General features: G+C 38.1%; 19 protein-coding genes. 16 read left to right on the forward strand and 3 right to left on the reverse strand.

What is annotated here, in order from left to right; genetic code table 11:
• Positions 1-6 precede the first annotated feature (6 nt).
• Both IEX12_RS03160 and IEX12_RS03165 read right to left on the reverse strand, forming a co-directional pair.
• Entirely contained in the window at positions 7-585 is a 579-nt protein-coding gene (locus IEX12_RS03160) for a Uma2 family endonuclease (protein WP_088050359.1), read from the reverse strand.
• A gap of 138 nt (positions 586-723) precedes the next feature.
• Positions 724-1,341 (reverse strand): LysE/ArgO family amino acid transporter, encoded by a 618-nt coding sequence (locus tag IEX12_RS03165; protein ID WP_088050360.1) that lies wholly within the window; start codon positions 1,339-1,341, stop codon positions 724-726.
• A gap of 124 nt (positions 1,342-1,465) precedes the next feature.
• On the opposite strand from IEX12_RS03165, the gene IEX12_RS03170 reads away from it, so the two are divergent.
• Positions 1,466-2,923 (forward strand): aminotransferase-like domain-containing protein, encoded by a 1,458-nt coding sequence (locus IEX12_RS03170; RefSeq protein ID WP_102415202.1) that lies wholly within the window; start codon positions 1,466-1,468, stop codon positions 2,921-2,923.
• Positions 2,924-3,081: 158 nt separating this feature from the next.
• Complete coding sequence (locus tag IEX12_RS03175) at positions 3,082-3,657, forward strand: MOSC domain-containing protein (RefSeq protein WP_088050362.1); 576 nt, start codon at positions 3,082-3,084, stop codon at positions 3,655-3,657.
• Positions 3,658-3,663: 6 nt separating this feature from the next.
• Here IEX12_RS03175 and IEX12_RS03180 read toward each other — a convergent pair whose 3' ends face one another.
• On the reverse strand, positions 3,664-4,248 hold the full coding sequence (locus tag IEX12_RS03180; protein WP_102415200.1) for a Uma2 family endonuclease: 585 nt from the start codon (positions 4,246-4,248) through the stop codon (positions 3,664-3,666).
• Between the two features lie 157 nt (positions 4,249-4,405).
• Here IEX12_RS03180 and IEX12_RS03185 point away from each other — a divergent pair, with 157 nt between their 5' ends.
• From IEX12_RS03185 to IEX12_RS03250, 14 genes are all read left to right on the forward strand, one after another.
• Complete coding sequence (locus tag IEX12_RS03185; RefSeq protein WP_088050363.1) at positions 4,406-5,341, forward strand: WD40/YVTN/BNR-like repeat-containing protein; 936 nt, start codon at positions 4,406-4,408, stop codon at positions 5,339-5,341.
• On the forward strand, positions 5,325-6,197 hold the full coding sequence (locus IEX12_RS03190) for a hypothetical protein (RefSeq protein ID WP_088050364.1): 873 nt from the start codon (positions 5,325-5,327) through the stop codon (positions 6,195-6,197). The genes IEX12_RS03185 and IEX12_RS03190 overlap by 17 nt, the downstream gene beginning before the upstream one ends.
• 54 nt (positions 6,198-6,251) lie before the next feature.
• Positions 6,252-6,665 carry a hypothetical protein gene (locus IEX12_RS03195; RefSeq protein WP_088050365.1) on the forward strand — a complete coding sequence of 138 codons (414 nt, stop codon included), beginning with the start codon at positions 6,252-6,254 and terminating at the stop codon, positions 6,663-6,665.
• A gap of 455 nt (positions 6,666-7,120) precedes the next feature.
• The gene (locus IEX12_RS03200; protein ID WP_155554329.1) at positions 7,121-8,668 is read left to right on the forward strand and encodes an ABC-F family ATP-binding cassette domain-containing protein; all 1,548 of its coding nucleotides are present in this window, start codon (positions 7,121-7,123) and stop codon (positions 8,666-8,668) included.
• Between the two features lie 433 nt (positions 8,669-9,101).
• Complete coding sequence (locus IEX12_RS03205) at positions 9,102-9,437, forward strand: PadR family transcriptional regulator (RefSeq protein WP_088050367.1); 336 nt, start codon at positions 9,102-9,104, stop codon at positions 9,435-9,437.
• Between the two features lie 3 nt (positions 9,438-9,440).
• Positions 9,441-10,313: a hypothetical protein gene (locus IEX12_RS03210; RefSeq protein ID WP_088050368.1), complete on the forward strand. Its 873-nt coding sequence runs from the start codon at positions 9,441-9,443 to the stop codon at positions 10,311-10,313.
• A gap of 21 nt (positions 10,314-10,334) precedes the next feature.
• On the forward strand, positions 10,335-11,306 hold the full coding sequence (locus tag IEX12_RS03215; protein WP_088050369.1) for an ATP-binding cassette domain-containing protein: 972 nt from the start codon (positions 10,335-10,337) through the stop codon (positions 11,304-11,306).
• Complete coding sequence (locus tag IEX12_RS03220) at positions 11,303-12,064, forward strand: ABC transporter permease (RefSeq protein ID WP_230856015.1); 762 nt, start codon at positions 11,303-11,305, stop codon at positions 12,062-12,064. Before IEX12_RS03215 ends, IEX12_RS03220 begins: the two co-directional genes overlap by 4 nt.
• 744 nt (positions 12,065-12,808) lie before the next feature.
• Positions 12,809-13,285 carry a GNAT family N-acetyltransferase gene (locus IEX12_RS03225; protein WP_088050370.1) on the forward strand — a complete coding sequence of 159 codons (477 nt, stop codon included), beginning with the start codon at positions 12,809-12,811 and terminating at the stop codon, positions 13,283-13,285.
• Between the two features lie 46 nt (positions 13,286-13,331).
• Complete coding sequence (locus IEX12_RS03230; protein WP_235000395.1) at positions 13,332-14,051, forward strand: serine hydrolase domain-containing protein; 720 nt, start codon at positions 13,332-13,334, stop codon at positions 14,049-14,051.
• A 487-nt stretch (positions 14,052-14,538) separates the two neighbouring features.
• Positions 14,539-14,877, forward strand: a complete 339-nt coding sequence (locus IEX12_RS03235; protein WP_088050371.1) for a PadR family transcriptional regulator — start codon at positions 14,539-14,541, stop codon at positions 14,875-14,877.
• Between the two features lies 1 nt (position 14,878).
• On the forward strand, positions 14,879-15,211 hold the full coding sequence (locus tag IEX12_RS03240) for a DUF1048 domain-containing protein (RefSeq protein WP_088050372.1): 333 nt from the start codon (positions 14,879-14,881) through the stop codon (positions 15,209-15,211).
• 42 nt (positions 15,212-15,253) lie between these two features.
• Complete coding sequence (locus tag IEX12_RS03245) at positions 15,254-15,607, forward strand: DUF1048 domain-containing protein (RefSeq protein WP_088050373.1); 354 nt, start codon at positions 15,254-15,256, stop codon at positions 15,605-15,607.
• Positions 15,604-15,912: a DUF1048 domain-containing protein gene (locus tag IEX12_RS03250; protein WP_088050374.1), complete on the forward strand. Its 309-nt coding sequence runs from the start codon at positions 15,604-15,606 to the stop codon at positions 15,910-15,912. Before IEX12_RS03245 ends, IEX12_RS03250 begins: the two co-directional genes overlap by 4 nt.
• Positions 15,913-16,001 lie beyond the last annotated feature (89 nt).

A 16,001-nucleotide genomic window follows, 5' to 3' on the forward strand; every position in this document is an offset into this window, starting at 1 on the left:
ATTAATTTAATCTAAAAAAGAAAATATATCTTCAATAGAAAAGGCTATATCTGGAAAGCGTGTTGAACTGAAAGATTGATTTTCGCTGGAATAAATATCTTCAAGAGTGTATGCATCTTTATGAAGTACATATTTTTCGATAGCCTGATTTTGATGGTCAACAATTAAATACTCCCCCACACCGGCTATTTCATAATAGTTACGTTTAAGCAATCGATCGTTTCTGGATGTACTAGGGGAGAGTACTTCCACAATCATTTCAGGTGCCCCATAGCAACGTTTATTACGAAGTTTACTTTTATCACAAACAATGGATATATCGGGTAGCACTGTGACATCATTTTTTCCTTTTTGCTCGTCTTTAAATGGAAAGATTACTTGAAGATTACTCCCATACACTTGACATGTGTTTCCTTTAAGAGCGCTACCGATTTCTTGAATCAGGTTGGCAACTACACCCTCATGTTCAAATGATGCCGGAGCCATAAAAATAGGAACACCCTCGTATAGTTCTGCACGTTCTTCCTTAACATATAGTAAAAATTCATTCAGTGAGTACGTTTTGTTTTTATCCAACTGGGTCATTTTACAATCCTCCTTTATAAAAATTAGTGTATTTTACTTAAATATAGCAAGCATTCCTTGTTGAAGCAATGGAAGTATAATATTATTCTGAAAATGGCTCATTCACTTGATTTTCCTCCTACATTAATTGCATTATTTTTACCAGATCAGATCGACCAATTCTTTTCCTATATAAGCAGCCACAAGCCAAATAATGATTGCAGATAGTTTATTTAGCCGGATCATCCATTTACCAGCTGTTTCCACCCGGCCAATCATTCGCCCAACGATTGCTAAACCGAAAAACCACAGCCAGGATACCATGATACAGCTTAATGTAAATGCTAGTTTTTCAAAACCTGTGTAATTTATTGCATTGGTACCAATCACTCCAACCGTATCCAGGATTGCATGCGGATTTAACAAGGAAACGGAAAGAGCAAAGGTGATTTGTTTCTTTGCTGACAGCTGACTTGTCTCCTCACTCGTGGATAATGTACTGTTCCATATCGACCATCCCATATAGCTTAGGAAGATAAATCCGATACCAAAAATAACGATTTGCAGCCACGCAAGGCTTAATACGATTAATGATACTCCTAAAACAGCCAGCGTTATCAGGAATGTGTCACAAATGGACGCTGTGATAATAACCGGCAGCGCCTTTGTGAATGTTGGCTGCAGGGCTCCCTGATTAAAGACAAAAATATTTTGGGCACCTAAGGCAAGAATAAGCCCTAATGCTAGTATAAACCCATGGATAATTGCTTCACTCATTTGTATTCTTCCTCCCCATAAAATCTGCTATTATTTTAGAGGAACATAAACGATTTGTCTCCAACCATTTGGATGGATATTGAGCCAACCAAATTATATAATGCCTTTAGGGGGAGAGAATGAAATGAACCATTTCGGATGGCAGCCAGATCGGCAGGCAGCAACACCTATACATAAACAGATTGAGGAATATTTAAAGGAAAAAATCATCCATGGGGAATGGACGATTGGAACCAAAATTCCCTCACAAAGGACATTGGCTGAAGTTTTTCATGTCAACCGAAGCACGATTGTAACGGCATTAGATGAATTAACAGCAGCAGGTTTAATTGCGGGGCGAAGGGGAGGCGGGACAAAAGTTGTTAATAATACATGGAGTCTCATGGCCTCCAGTCCACCACCCAATTGGAATGCTTATGTAGAAGCAGGGATTCACCGGCCAAATTTGCCAACTATTAAGGAGATTAACGATGCTGAGTTCCGTACCGATATGATTCGGCTAGGGACAGGGGAACTTTCACCTGAGCTTTTACCAAATAAACAAATGCAAACTATTTTTCAACAACTTGCAGTCAGGAAAATGTCACTAGGATATGAAGAAGCAAAAGGTGATCTCTATTTACGTCAGCAACTAACAAAACATTTAAAGAAATTGGGGATCCATACATCTCCTTCATCGATTTTAATTGTCTCAGGATCACTACAAGCTTTACAGTTAATTTCCCTTGGCCTGTTACATCCGGGGTCATCTGTATTGCTTGAAAGACCATCCTATTTGTATTCTGTTCATGTCTTTCAGTCTGCTGGCATTCGATTATTTGGAATTCCGATGGATGAACAGGGTATTCAAACATCGATAATGCAGAAATACAAAAAACAGTACAATGGAGCTTTGTTGTATACGATACCATCATTTCATAATCCCACAGGTACGCTTATGACGGAAGAAAGAAGAAAGGATCTCATGGCATTATGCGAAAAATTAAGCCTACCCCTAATTGAAGATGATGTTTACCGGGATTTATGGATCGATTCTGCTGCTCCGAGACCGTTAAAGGCGCGTGACAAAAATGGAATGGTTCTTTACCTTGGAAGTATGTCCAAATCGGTTAGCCCGGGACTTAGAATTGGCTGGGTTATTGGTCCTGAGCCTGTTGTCGAACGACTCTCCGATATAAAAATGCAGACTGATTATGGTTCTAGCGCATTATCGCAATGGGCCGCGGCTGAATGGCTCTCAAGTGGATTATATGAAGAGCACTTAGTTGAAATCAGGAACCAACTTAAAATTCGCCGGGACACTGTTATTGAACTGCTTGATAAACATTTTGCAGATATTGCTTCGTGGGAAATTCCAACAGGGGGATTTTATATATGGGTACGCATACTTCCACCACTATCGATCCGGGACCTCTTTGAACAAGCTTTAAAAGAGGGGATATTACTTAATCCAGGACACCTGTACGATCGTGATGCAACCCAATATATACGGATATCCTATTCTTATGCGTCGTTAGCCGAGCTTGAAAAGGGTATTGTAAGGTTAGCAAAAATAGCAAAGCGCTTAATTACAGCAAAGTAAACCGTTCAATAATTAAAATATTTTTGAAGTGAATCGTATTTTATCCCGATAAATAAGGAGGAGGGGAGCTAGTGAGTGTGGTAAGTAATCAAGGAGAATCAGTAAGAGTAGTATTTGTTTTTCAAAAGGTAGTTATATATTCGAAATGAGGTACTAAAATGTGGAAAGATCATGAGGTTCAAGTTGATTCTATATTGATCGCTAATCAGTCCGATACTTTTGTAACCAATAAGGTTTTAGAAGCGAACCTGGAATATGGCGGAATTCCCGGGGATCTACATTTTGGTTTAACCAAATTAGCTGGAGCAAGGGAAACGATGTATAAACGTGGCACGGAAATTTTCAATCGAAGACAGATTTCCATTGTTTCAGCAGAAGAATGTGATCTAGTTGCAGAAAAACTTGGTGTAGAGCGGATATTGCCAGAATGGTTAGGTGCAAATATTGTACTACGCGGGTTCCAAGATCTAACGAGGTTAACGCCAGGTAGTCGAATTGTTTTTCCGAGCGGAGCAGGGATTTTGTGTGAAGGGGAAAATCTGCCGTGCACGCAACCCGGAATGGTCATTCAGGAACAATATCCGGACAAGCCTAAAATGGCAGCACGCTTTGTGAAATTAGCATTGGGATGTAGGGGGATTGTCGGGATTGTTGAACGCCCCGGGAAAATTTTCACAGGTAATAAGGCTAAAGTTGTTGTTTATAATCCGCCGGGGCAACCTTGTGGTGTATAGATATATTCAATCGTTTTCCTGGAAAGAAAATATATCTTCAGGAGAAAAAGTAATGTCCGGAAAACATGTGGAACAGAAAGGTTGATTTTCACTGGTATAGATTTCTTCTAACTTGAGTGTATTTTCATGGAGAACGTATTTTTCAATGTATTGATTTTGACCATCAATGATTAAGTACTCTTTTACACCGGCTTTTTCATAGTAATTTCGTTTTAGCAAGCGGTCGTTACGTCCTGTACTTGGAGATAGTACTTCTACAACTAAATCTGGCGCCCCATAACAACGCTTATTACGCAGTTTGCTCGTGTCACAAATAACGGAAATGTCGGGTAATACAACTACATCGTCCTTTCCTTTTTTTTCGTTTTTAAACGGAAAAACAACTTGCAGATTGCTGCCAAATACATAACATGTTTTACCATGTAGTGCGTTCCCGAATTGTCTACTCAAATTCGCAATGATGTTCTCATGTTGGAAAGAAGCGGGTGCCATAAAAACAGGAGTGCCTTCATATAACTCTGCGCGCTCTTCCTTCACATATAGTAAAAATTCTTCTAGTGTATAGGTTTTGTTTTTATCCAAGTAGGTCATTTTCCATAACCTCCTTATTGTGTTGGTAATTATCTAAATTTTAACAAGAAAAACTTGGTAGAGCAAGCAGATTAAAGCGAATACAAATCAATATATTTCGAAATCTATTTCTGCTATTCTTATAGAGGAAAATCATTTTTATAAGGGAGTCTTATTGGTGAAAAATTTTATCCTTGCCATGACCGGTGTAATGGTGATTGGCTTAGTTATAGCTTCATTCTTTTACCAAAACCATAGTAAAACGTTATCTATGCCGTGGTATACAGCAATAGAGGAGCAAGCTGCACAGCAAGAACAAACGGAGGAGCCGGTACAACAATTGTATGCCGAACATACCATTGATTACTCATTACAAAACGATCAGCTAAACATTACTTTCGACAAAGGCAAGAACTGGATTAACGTACCCATTGACAAAGATAAATTATTTGCAGGGGATTACAATGGAAGCGAGCAGGAACTGATTGATGATAGCTATATACTGACGAAAAATCGAGTTGCCTTTTTGTATTCGGAAGGTGCCAACTGGGAGAGCCAAAAAATAGTCTTAACTTATTCACTTGACCAAGGTAACACATGGGAAGATTCCGTTGTGACAGATCCTTATCCATCGATTCGTTTTCGAAAAGTCGCATTTTTAAATGATGACTTCGGCTATGTTATTGTTTCCGGCGATCGTACGATGTCACAGGAGGGATTGAGTGTATTTTTAACCCATGATGGTGGGAAAAGCTGGGAGAAAACCAATGGGCCGGACACTACAAGATTAATTGCAGATGGTGGTTTTGTCGACAAGGATACAGGTTTTTTATCTTTTGGAACGATTAATCCGGAAGATCCAGATGTTTATGTTACACAAGATGCCGGAAATTCGTGGGAGAAAGCAACCTTTAACGTGCCAGAAAAATATGATCTCATTTTTGTTAGTGCGGAAGTCCCTATGAAAGAAGGGGACCATTTAGCAGTTTTGGTTAACCAAGGACCTAACGGGGACTATCTAGGTGGAAAAGTAAAAGGCAAATTTATTTCAAAGGATAATGGCCAGACATGGGATTTTTCTAAGGAGGTGGAGTCGAATGAAACAGACGAATAAATTAACGCAGATTATCGGCTGGCTCCTTTTCGTGTTCGCCATTGGATTTTTCTGTTTGCAAATGGGTTATTTCTTCATCCATGCCAAATTTCAAGCTGAGTATATCGATAACCGGATCTTTTATATCATTAATATTTTGTGTGTCATCTGTGTAGCTCTGGCTATTTTGCTGCTGCTTAAAACGACGAAAAGGTGGAAACAGATTGGTGCTGGTGTGGTTGTCATTTTTATTATTGTTAATGGAGTATTGCTAGTGAAAAGTAACCAGCAAATCAAAAATATAACTAGTATTTCACCGGATTTTAAACATGTATTATCGATTAAAGAGGATACGGAGAGTGGGGAGGCGGTTTACTATCGATCCTATTTCGATATTCTGGCTCGTCCTAAAGAAAAATTGCCTTATAAAACGGATGGGGACTATAAAGTGAAATGGTTAGCGAACGATGTTGCAGCAGTTACATACAAAGCAGCCGACAATTCGATTCACCAATTCATTGGCACCTATGGTTACCGCGGCAATGGTATATCTTATTATTATGTCGGAGCGGAAATGCATGGCCGGTATCAAGGGGATAATGCAGAGGTGATCAACAATACAGAGGGTATCACAGTTACGGAAAATGGAAAAACAGAATTGTTTGATTGGGATCATATCCAGCAGTTTGGCACACTTGCTATTGTGCTGATGAAAGATGACCATGCAGCTTGGACAATCGCATTAGATGAAAACTTTGAGATGTATTCCGATGCTTCCATCCCACCTTCAGGTAACATTGTACTTTATAAAGCTACGATGGAAAAGAATGAGCCAGTAACGCTTCGACGCATAGCGGACAACAAAAGCAATGAATAGAACTATGGGGATGGCAGTTAGTTTTAACTAGTTATATATAAATGGGGGAACTCGATGGAAAGTTTGTTTCAACAGGAGATCCAAAAAATTCGCGAGCACGAGTGGAGTCTAAGTTATGATCAAGATTCTCACACTGCAAACATGATTAATGAATTCGGTGAGTTAATGGACTTGAAAACATTTAATTTTTGTTTAGAAGTCCAAAAAAATACTTTTTATGTTAGGTATAAAACGCAATATGGCAAGAAAGACAAAGAACCCTTGGATGAAGTTACAAAAAAGCGATTTGGAATCAAGGATTATCAATTAATTCAAAATGAAGCAAACGGAAAATCCAGAGATGTATTTGAAGTATTTAGTGATGATCATGATATCTTTACACTAGACAGTTACCATGTTAATGACAAAAGGAAGTTCTATAAAGATGGGCCAATTTACCTGAACAGATTTGAAGCGAAAAGGTTTTGAAATCTTTCGGGTATTTCTGGAAAGATACTAAAAAAGCAATGATGGTAAATGTTTTTATAAGATTCAGTCGTATTTACCATCACACACATAGTAGCATTTTTTATTTAATAGCATATATTTTTTGAAAATGGATAAATTAACTGTTAAAATAGTGATATTACATGAGGTTATGGTGAAGGAGGGAGCTTTATCAATGTTTTTATCTGCTGTGCTTCAACTTGTTTTTGCTTAACAACGGGATACGTATGCCCTTTTTTAATGAGCCAAACACAAGTTGTAAACAGCGGATAAAACACCTGAAAGCTTTCTTTATCTAACGATGAAAGCCGTCTCCACTTGACGGTATTGTTTGATACTGACAGGGCACTATCTCGCTCTGTCATTTTTTTATGCAAAAGTGATCTTCGCTTTCTTTTCTCTTGTGTTTGGAAATACCAAATAAGGAGAGAGAAATGATGAGTATTTTGGAAGTTAATGGATTGATTCATAGCTACGGTGAAAAAAGTGTTTTACATGATATATCTTTCCGCATGCTGAAAGGTGAGCATATTGGCCTTGTCGGTGCAAACGGTGCTGGAAAATCAACATTGTTCAAGATCATCACAGGCCAATTGCTGCCTGATGCCGGAAATATTGTTTGGCATCCAGCAGCGCGGTCCGGAAATTTAGAACAACATATTGAATTAACCGCTGGGCAAAGCCTGCGAGCATATTTGCAGGGGGCGTTTCAGGAATTGTATGATGCCGAAAAAGAAATGCTTTCGCTTACAGAACAAATGGCAAACAACACGGAGAAACAGCTTGAGAGACTATTGAACAGATATAGCACATTGCAGATGAAATTGGAGCAGCATGATTTTTATGGGGTTGATGCACAAATTGAAGCAGTTGCTGATGGCTTGGGACTGACCCAGTTGGGATTGGATACAGATGTAGAAGAATTAAGTGGCGGTCAGCGGACCAAATTACTGCTGGCAAAACTGCTTTTGCAACAGCCAGACGTGCTCTTGCTTGATGAGCCGACAAACTATTTGGATACAGCGCACATTACATGGTTGCGGGATTATTTACAAAACTATCCACACGCATTTATGCTTATTACTCATGATACTACATTTATGAATGCCGTGGTGAATGTTATTTACCATCTGGAACATAAACAGCTCAACCGCTATCCAGGGACCTATCTCGATTTCACAAAGGCCTATGAACTGCGAAAGAAACAAATTCATCAGCAATACGAACGGCAGCAAGAAGAAATTCAAAAACTGGAGACCTATGTACAGAAAAATAAAGCAAGGGCATCCACAGCGAAACAAGCGAAAAGCCGGGAGAAAAAGCTGCAAAAAATAGTGCGCATTGAAAAACCAATTAACAACCCAATACCTGCCTTTTCATTCACGGTGTCTGAGCAGCCGACAAGGGTCATTCTAGAAGCAAAGGATCTAGACATTGGCTATGGAAAGCCATTATTTTCCGGTATTAATTTAAAGCTTGAGCGTGGAGAAAAAGTTGCAATCACCGGCCAAAATGGAATTGGAAAAACAACGACATTGAAAACCTTATTAGGTGAATTACCAGAGCTCGGGGGTTCTGTTTCAATCGGTGATCGCGTGATACCAGCCTATTTTTCCCAGGAAGCACAGGAAACAGGAAACCAAACCGCATTGGAAGAAGTATGGTCCGCTTTTCCGGACTTGACACAAAAAGAGGTCCGAACCAAATTGGCTAAATGCGGGTTAACGACGGAACACATTTTTCAGCCTCTAACTACTTTAAGCGGGGGCGAGCAGACAAAGGTGCGGTTATGCAAACTACAGTTGGCAGATAGCAATTTACTTTTATTGGATGAGCCGACAAACCATTTGGATAAGATTACGAAAGAAGCACTACAGCAGGCGTTGCGTGATTATAAGGGTACACTCATCCTTGTGTCACACGAACCAGCATTTTATGAGGACTGGGTTAGTCAAGTGTGGGATATGGAAACTTTGCGGGAGTAATTTTAACAGGGCATTAGTCCGCCAACCAACAAATAATATTACTCAAATCTAATAAATAGACTTTTAATCAGACAGGTACTATTCTTGAAAAAAATAGTACCTGAAAACACTAATAGGTACTAAAGAGTCAAAAATGAATTATTATTTGATTTAATGATGAGTAATTTTTGGTTTAGATTTTTTTGTATTTGTACAAAAAAAACCGAAAAAATGGTAAAAAACAGGTAGGAAGCCCGAAAACACGGACATTTTTGATTCGAAAATCCTTCAAAATGGAGGTCACTACATAATTTAATTTTTATACTTGACAGTCGTAGTAATACGACATACAATTATGTTGAAAGGAGGTGGGGAAAAGAAGTCCTCGCCTAAAAAAATAATTCAATACACGACAGTCGTAGTATTCCGATGAACAAAAAGAGATGGTGAAAATATGAGTGGAAAATTATCAAGTGATATTTTGCGCGGACATACGGATACAATCGTTTTAGCGAGTTTGCTGGATCGCGACCGCTATGGATTTGAAATTTATAACCGTGTGTTGCAAAAAACGGAAAAATTGTATGAATTAAAGGAAACAACGCTTTATTCCAGTTATAAACGTCTTGAAAAGGATGGTTTTATTGAATCTTATTGGGGTGATGAAACGCAAGGTGGTCGTAGAAAGTACTATCGCATCACTGAACAAGGTCGTGCGTTGTATCACCAAAAACTTGAAGATTATGAATTTACAAAGAAGATTTTGGAACGATTATTTACGGAGGTATAATGCATGGAACTAAAAGAATTTATTGACAACGCATTTGAAAAATATGAAGAATCACCTGAACTTATTGATTTTAAGGAGGAATTATTAACGAATCTTCAAGACCGTTTGAACAGCTTAGAAGCAACTGGTTTGAAACGTGCTGAAGCTTTAAAAAAAATTGAAATAGAGTTTGCCGACATCAATAAAATCGCTGACCAAATGAGTTTAGCGAAAAAGAAAGAAGTGTTTGAAATTCAGTATATGTCATTACGACATTTTGTTACAAAACCACGTGCCGCTATTTATACTATTTTAGGCGTTCTTGCCGCATTTGGATTGATTAGTGCAGGTTTAAGTTATCTTGCATCTGGTAAAGTTGAAGCCTTAACAGGTGTATTGATGGTGTTCTTAGCCATTCCATTAGCAGGATTTGTTTATATGGGCTTAACGCAAGAAACGGTAACGCGTAACCCAATGCGTCCATTACGTGCATCAATCTACGCCATTGCGGTATTCGTTTTCTTATTCGGCGCCTTACTTGTGCCATTGTTGGTATTCGGTGAAGCCAAGTCATTAGAAGGTGCGCTTGCGATTTTAATCCCTTTTGCCTTACCGAGCATTGGTGTGATTGCGTTCTTAATAATTACGGAATCTGACTATCGTAAATCCTGGGTATTAAAAGAAGCTGAAAAACATAATGAATGGGCAAAAAACTTTGAAGCTTCAGGTAATGCACAAACATTTGGTTTGATGACAGCAGCGGTTTGGATTTTAGCAATTGGTGCATTTGTTTTCCTGCTATTTTTAAAACTATGGATCTTCAGTTGGATCCCATTAGTTGTGGCACTAGCCGTGATGATGTTATTACTCGCACATTACATGAAAAAAAGTTTATAAAGAAAGGTGGGTCTGACTATTATGGTCAAGGCAATTAGTGTGGAAAATTTAAGTATGACCTATGGGAATAAAAAAGAAAAAATTATTGCCGTTGATAATATTAGCTTTACAGTCTATCAAGGTGAAATCTTTAGTTTTCTTGGACCAAGTGGAGCAGGCAAGACCACAACGCAACGAATACTAACAACATTGTTACCAATTAGTGGCGGAACGGCTGATGTAGCTGGATGTAATGTTTTAACCGATGCCAAAAAGGTTCGTACGAAAATAGGCTATGTTAGTCAACTTGGTGGTGCTGATCCAAACGCAACAGTACATGAAAATCTAGAATTATCAGGGAAATTATATGGACTCTCAAAAGATGTTACAGCGCAAAGAATTGACAAATTGAGTAAGTTGCTTGATTTTCATGAATTGCTTTCGCGCTTTGTTCGCACATTGTCCGGGGGGCAAAAACGTCGTGTTGAGATTGCTCAAGGAATTTTACATGAACCAAAAGTATTATTTCTAGATGAACCAACGACAGGACTTGATCCACAAAACCGTGCTAATTTATGGCAACATATTAAAAAATTACGAGACAATGGAATGACAATTTTCCTTACCACTCACTATTTAGAGGAAGCTGACGCCTTAAGTGACCGTTTAATTATTCTAGATCACGGCAAGATCATTGCTGAGGGAACACCAACAGAATTAAAGAAAAAGATTTCAGGGGAAGCTATTTCGATAGAACTGAAAAATTCACGAGACGCTGAAAAAATGAAACAGCTCTTTAATCAATTAGCAATTGGTAATGTGATAGAAACGGGTATGAATTTTACCATTTACACTTCCAAAGGCGAAGAATTAGTTGCTCACATTTTTGAATACACGAAAGAACATCATATCGAATTGGCAAATATATCATTATCAATGCCATCTTTAAATGATGTCTTCTTAGCCTTAACTGGACAGGAATTACGTGATGGCGGAAAGGAAGGAGAACAATGATGCAAGTAGTACGGGAAACGAATATTTTCTTTGTTCGTAAATTAAAAGAGTCAGCTCGTCAAATTGCTTGGGTAATCTCTGGGTTGATGACTCCGTTGTTGTATATACTGTTGTTTAGTCCATTATTAAAAAATATAACGCATCCTGCCATGAATACAGCCCAGGTCTTGGAAATGTTTGTGCCGGGAATTCTAGTTCTCTTAGCATTTAGCTCAGGGACGGGTACAGGATGGACAATGGTTTTTGACCTAAAGAGCGGGATTATTGAACGTTTACGTGTAACCCCTGCAAGTCGATTCGCCATGTTAATGGGTGGGGTATTAAAAGATGTCGTAGCGTTTCTTATTCCAGCAACTATCGTTTTAGTAATCTCAAGTTTATTTGGGTATGAAGTTCACTTAGTAGGTATTTTACTACAATTACTATTACTTTCAATTATTACGATGATGTTTTCAGCATGGTCTGGAAGTCTAGGTTTGATTTTCCAAGACGTGGGTGGAGTTGCTGCTGTAATAACAAGTTTACAATTGCCGTTAACTTTACTCGCAGGAATTTTATTACCAATATCATTTGGTCCAAAATGGTTACAAGTACTCGCTCATATCAATCCACTTTATTATGGAGTGGAAGCATCTAAAAAATTAGCGGAAGGATCAATCGTGAACCAATCTGTTTTCGTAGGGTTTATTGTCATTGTGGTTATTACAATCATCACATTGATTTGGTCAACTCGCGTTTACAACAAAGCCATTGCATAATAACTTAGAGGGGTAGGAGTTATAAATTATTAGGAACTTACTGTCAGGCGGCACGAATATGCCATAAGAACAAAGGCGCAAGCGCTGGGCGCTGGAGCCGGACGTGGCTTATCCGGTTATTAAGTTATCCACAGCCGCAAAATTTTATAATTTCCTAGACGATAAAAAAACACTAAAATGTTTATAAATCTACATTATCATTTAAATTAATATTGGGAAGTTTGTATCTAATTAAAACGACACAAACTTCCCTTTTAAAACTGTTTGTGACACGAAAACTTCGCCAAGTCATTTGATTAGTGGACAGGGTTGTTTTAATACAATAGAGTTAATGCTGGTTTTAATCAGATAATATTAACGAGGGAGAAAATGTTAGCTTCATAATAATTGACTTCTTGGAATTTAGTTGGTATAATTTTCGTAATATTATGGAAGGGAGTGAGGTTACGCAATGTCAAATTTCATGAAGATAACCTTGGAAGTTAAATTTATTGCCTCTCACTCATACGGATTAATTTAGTTAGATAATGATTGATTTGGATCTATGATTAGAGCTTGGCAATTAGCACAGGCAATTTTTATGAATTTATCAATTTGAGCCACAGGGTTATTTATATAATTCTGTGGCTTTTTGTTGAATTTATATAATAAAAGGTCTTAGCTAATTTAAGTTTGGTTTCCAGTTGGTGTTTTCAAAATTATCTTGAGGACAAAGGATTCAAGCATTATAAAAGCTTGTACTGGATGAATTACAAAGTATCTGAATCTGTTCCTCGAATAGGTATAAAAATACCCGGTGTAACCATAAAACATTGGTACATTGACACAAAGGAAGAAAAAAGTAAATATTTAAAGGCGGAAAGTGAAATCTGGCCAGATGACCCTACTGGAGTGGAGAAATTGCGCGAGTATAAAAATAATCCATTTTGGAAAGCAATTACAGCTTTTTACAACGATGAGATGATTATTGGCAGCATACTAGTTTGGAAAGTAAAAAATGAGAACATAGGCACGATTGAAGATGTGTTCGTTAAGCCCTATTGGAGAAGACATGGACTTGCAAAACATTTAATAACGGAAGGGATAAGACATTTAAGAAACTGCAATTTAGAATATGCACAACTTCTGGTTGAAACGAAAAATCAATCAGCTTTAAAACTTTATAAATTCCTAGGGTTTGAGGTTAAGAAAGAAGAGAGAAGATATTGGGTTGATCTATAATGATGGATGTTATGCCAACCCGTTGTATAGGAGGATTCTTAACAGTATGAATGAGGACCTAATAAAAAATTTTGAAAGAAAAATTAAGAAAGATAAGATTGATAGTTGCCTTGTCCATCACCGCAAGTCTGTGGTATTTGAATATTTTAGAAATCGAAAAATGAAAGAAAGACAACATAAAATATATTCCGTTACGAAAAGTATCTTATCTATCCTTATTGGTATTGCCATAAATAAGGGATACATCGAACATGTCAACACACCTATCATTCATTATTTTCCAGAATTTAAAAAAGATACAGCGGATCAAAAAATTACTATAAAACACTTATTAACAATGACTTCAGGTTTGCACTGGCCAGGTAACAATGCCATGATACCAAGTAAAAATTGGGTTGAATTTATACTTGATCAACCAGTTGATTACCCGCCGGGGCAAAGAATGATCTATAGTTGTGGTTCTTCTCATTTGTTGAGTGCGATTTTACAAAAAGCGACGGGATTAAATACTGAAGCCTTTGCGAAAAAACATTTATTTATACCCCTTGGAATCACAAATTATAGGTGGAACTTTGATGCACAGGGCGTAGCTATTGCCGGGTTCGGTTTGAACATGATGACTGTTGATTTGCTAAAGATCGGTGTATTATACATGGACAAAGGGAGATGGAATTCCAATCAGATCGTTCCAAGTCACTGGATTGAAGAGTCTACATCGGCTAAGTTCAAGGTAAATGATAGTAGTGCGTATGGTTATCACTGGTAGATTAATAAACAGCAAGGTAATGAGCCCAGGTTCTTTCTTGCATCTGGGTTTAAGGGACAGTATATCCTTGTTGTTCCAGATTATCAACTTGTAGTGATATATACCAGCAATATAGTTGACGATGCTTCCAGACTAATACATTACTTTAAGGATTACCTACTGCCTTCTGCCATTAATAAATAGCAGGAGGTCGGTTTTAACCTCACCGGTTCCCAATGCAAAATTGTATCAATAATTGATTCAACATCTTTAAAATTGTTTGCGACACAAAACCCCTACCATACAATTATGAGCTATCAAATTTGATTAAAACACCTATGAAGATCGTAATAATGGGATTTTTTGACGAAATATTTTATTCTTGACAAGTGATACTATTCTGCGTTACTATATACCAGTAATAAGTAATACTTAATATCTGTATTACAAAATACCTGTGTTACAGAGTACTGAAAAAAATATAGTGAAATACAAATGGGGGAGAAATTTGGAAAATATCACAGAAATGCTGAAAGGAGTGCTTGAGGGTTGTGTGCTTGAGATCATCAGCCGTGGCGAAACTTACGGCTATGAAATCACGCAACAGCTGCGAGAACTTGGTTTCACTGATGTAGTTGAAGGCACAGTTTATACGATTACTATAAGGCTTGAGAAAAACAATCTGGTGGACATCGAGAAAAAGCGATCCACTGTGGGACCGCCGAGAAAATTTTACAAACTCAACGCAGCAGGTCAAAAGCAACTTGAAATTTTTTGGAGAAAATGGGATTTTATCTCAAGCAAAATGAACGAACTCAAAACTAAAGAAATCAAAAGGAGAAGGTAAAATGAGTTTTATTGAAAAAATTATCGGAAGTCTGGATGACAAGCGGGAATGGAAGGCGATGGAGGCGCGTGCGAAGGCACTTCCAAGTGAGTACCATAACGCTTACAAAGCTATCCAAAAATATATGTGGACCGCTGGTGGCCTCACCGACTGGAAGGACATGAGCCGTATTTTTGGCGGCATTCTCGACCTTTTTGAGGAAGGTGCAGCGGCAGGCAGGAAAATTACTGACCTTACGGGTGAGGACGTGGGCTCTTTTTGCGAAGAACTAGTGAAGGATGCGAAGACTTGGAAGGACAAATATCGCGCGAAGTTGAACGATACGATTAAATAATAGAACTTTGCTGAACAGCTTAGCATCTTAAAGGAGACTACAATGAACTTTTTAGAAAAAATAACCGGCAGCGATATGACTAAAGAAATGAAAGGTTTTGAAGCACGAGTAAAAGTCTTGCCAGCTGAATATCAAACAGCTTGGAAAGAAATTATAAGTAATCTGTGGGTTCGTGGGGATTTCACCGGTCGTAATCTGATGCCTATTCTTGACAGTGCTCTTGAACTGCTTGAAGTTACATCAGCAGACGGTCAGAGCGTCGAAGAAGTACTAGGAGATGATATCATAGGCTTCTGCACAGCGCTTGTTGGTGACGAAGGCGCAAAAATTTATAGAGATAAATGGCGAGACCAACTCAACAAGAACGTAGTAAGAAAATTAGGAGGACTGAAATGAGTATCAAAAAAATCATCCAAGACAAAAAAGAATGGAGAGCACATGTTTCGCGTGTCAAAGCACTTCCACAAGATTACCAAATTGTCTATAAAGAGATTCAAAAATATCTCTTCAAAGTCGGTCCTGTTGAGCTAAACGAAGGTATCGGACTGCTCTCGGAAATTCTCAGCTTCTTTGAAGAAGGCGCAGTTGCTGGAAAAGGTGTGCTTGAAGTCACAGGGACAGACGTTGCTGCTTTCTGCGATGCACTGATTGAAGGTTCAAAAACTTACGCTGATCTCTATCAAGAATCGGTCAAGAAGTAGAGTAGAAAACAGGAGTTAGATATTGCCTTCTTGTCCTCGGGTTTCAGGGTTTTCCACCTTACTAAGCCAGACTTGAGGGCAATTCCTCT

Origin of the sequence: Lentibacillus populi (assembly GCA_014642895.1) — a bacterium.
In the GTDB taxonomy this organism is placed as follows: Bacteria; Bacillota; Bacilli; order Bacillales; family Amphibacillaceae; genus Lentibacillus_C; species Lentibacillus_C populi.

Excerpts from the sequence above, each read along its gene's own strand:
- IEX12_RS03160 (WP_088050359.1), bottom strand. The coding sequence starts at position 585 with ATGACCCAGTTGGATAAAAACAAAACGTACTCACTGAATGAATTTTTA.
- IEX12_RS03165 (WP_088050360.1), bottom strand. The coding sequence starts at position 1,341 with ATGAGTGAAGCAATTATCCATGGGTTTATACTAGCATTAGGGCTTATT.
- IEX12_RS03170 (WP_102415202.1), top strand. The coding sequence starts at position 1,466 with ATGAACCATTTCGGATGGCAGCCAGATCGGCAGGCAGCAACACCTATA.
- IEX12_RS03175 (WP_088050362.1), top strand. The coding sequence starts at position 3,082 with ATGTGGAAAGATCATGAGGTTCAAGTTGATTCTATATTGATCGCTAAT.
- IEX12_RS03180 (WP_102415200.1), bottom strand. The coding sequence starts at position 4,248 with ATGACCTACTTGGATAAAAACAAAACCTATACACTAGAAGAATTTTTA.
- IEX12_RS03190 (WP_088050364.1), top strand. The coding sequence starts at position 5,325 with ATGAAACAGACGAATAAATTAACGCAGATTATCGGCTGGCTCCTTTTC.
- IEX12_RS03195 (WP_088050365.1), top strand. The coding sequence starts at position 6,252 with ATGGAAAGTTTGTTTCAACAGGAGATCCAAAAAATTCGCGAGCACGAG.
- IEX12_RS03200 (WP_155554329.1), top strand. The coding sequence starts at position 7,121 with ATGAGTATTTTGGAAGTTAATGGATTGATTCATAGCTACGGTGAAAAA.
- IEX12_RS03205 (WP_088050367.1), top strand. The coding sequence starts at position 9,102 with ATGAGTGGAAAATTATCAAGTGATATTTTGCGCGGACATACGGATACA.
- IEX12_RS03210 (WP_088050368.1), top strand. The coding sequence starts at position 9,441 with ATGGAACTAAAAGAATTTATTGACAACGCATTTGAAAAATATGAAGAA.
- IEX12_RS03215 (WP_088050369.1), top strand. The coding sequence starts at position 10,335 with ATGGTCAAGGCAATTAGTGTGGAAAATTTAAGTATGACCTATGGGAAT.
- IEX12_RS03220 (WP_230856015.1), top strand. The coding sequence starts at position 11,303 with ATGATGCAAGTAGTACGGGAAACGAATATTTTCTTTGTTCGTAAATTA.
- IEX12_RS03225 (WP_088050370.1), top strand. The coding sequence starts at position 12,809 with ATGAATTACAAAGTATCTGAATCTGTTCCTCGAATAGGTATAAAAATA.
- IEX12_RS03230 (WP_235000395.1), top strand. The coding sequence starts at position 13,332 with ATGAATGAGGACCTAATAAAAAATTTTGAAAGAAAAATTAAGAAAGAT.
- IEX12_RS03240 (WP_088050372.1), top strand. The coding sequence starts at position 14,879 with ATGAGTTTTATTGAAAAAATTATCGGAAGTCTGGATGACAAGCGGGAA.
- IEX12_RS03245 (WP_088050373.1), top strand. The coding sequence starts at position 15,254 with ATGAACTTTTTAGAAAAAATAACCGGCAGCGATATGACTAAAGAAATG.
- IEX12_RS03250 (WP_088050374.1), top strand. The coding sequence starts at position 15,604 with ATGAGTATCAAAAAAATCATCCAAGACAAAAAAGAATGGAGAGCACAT.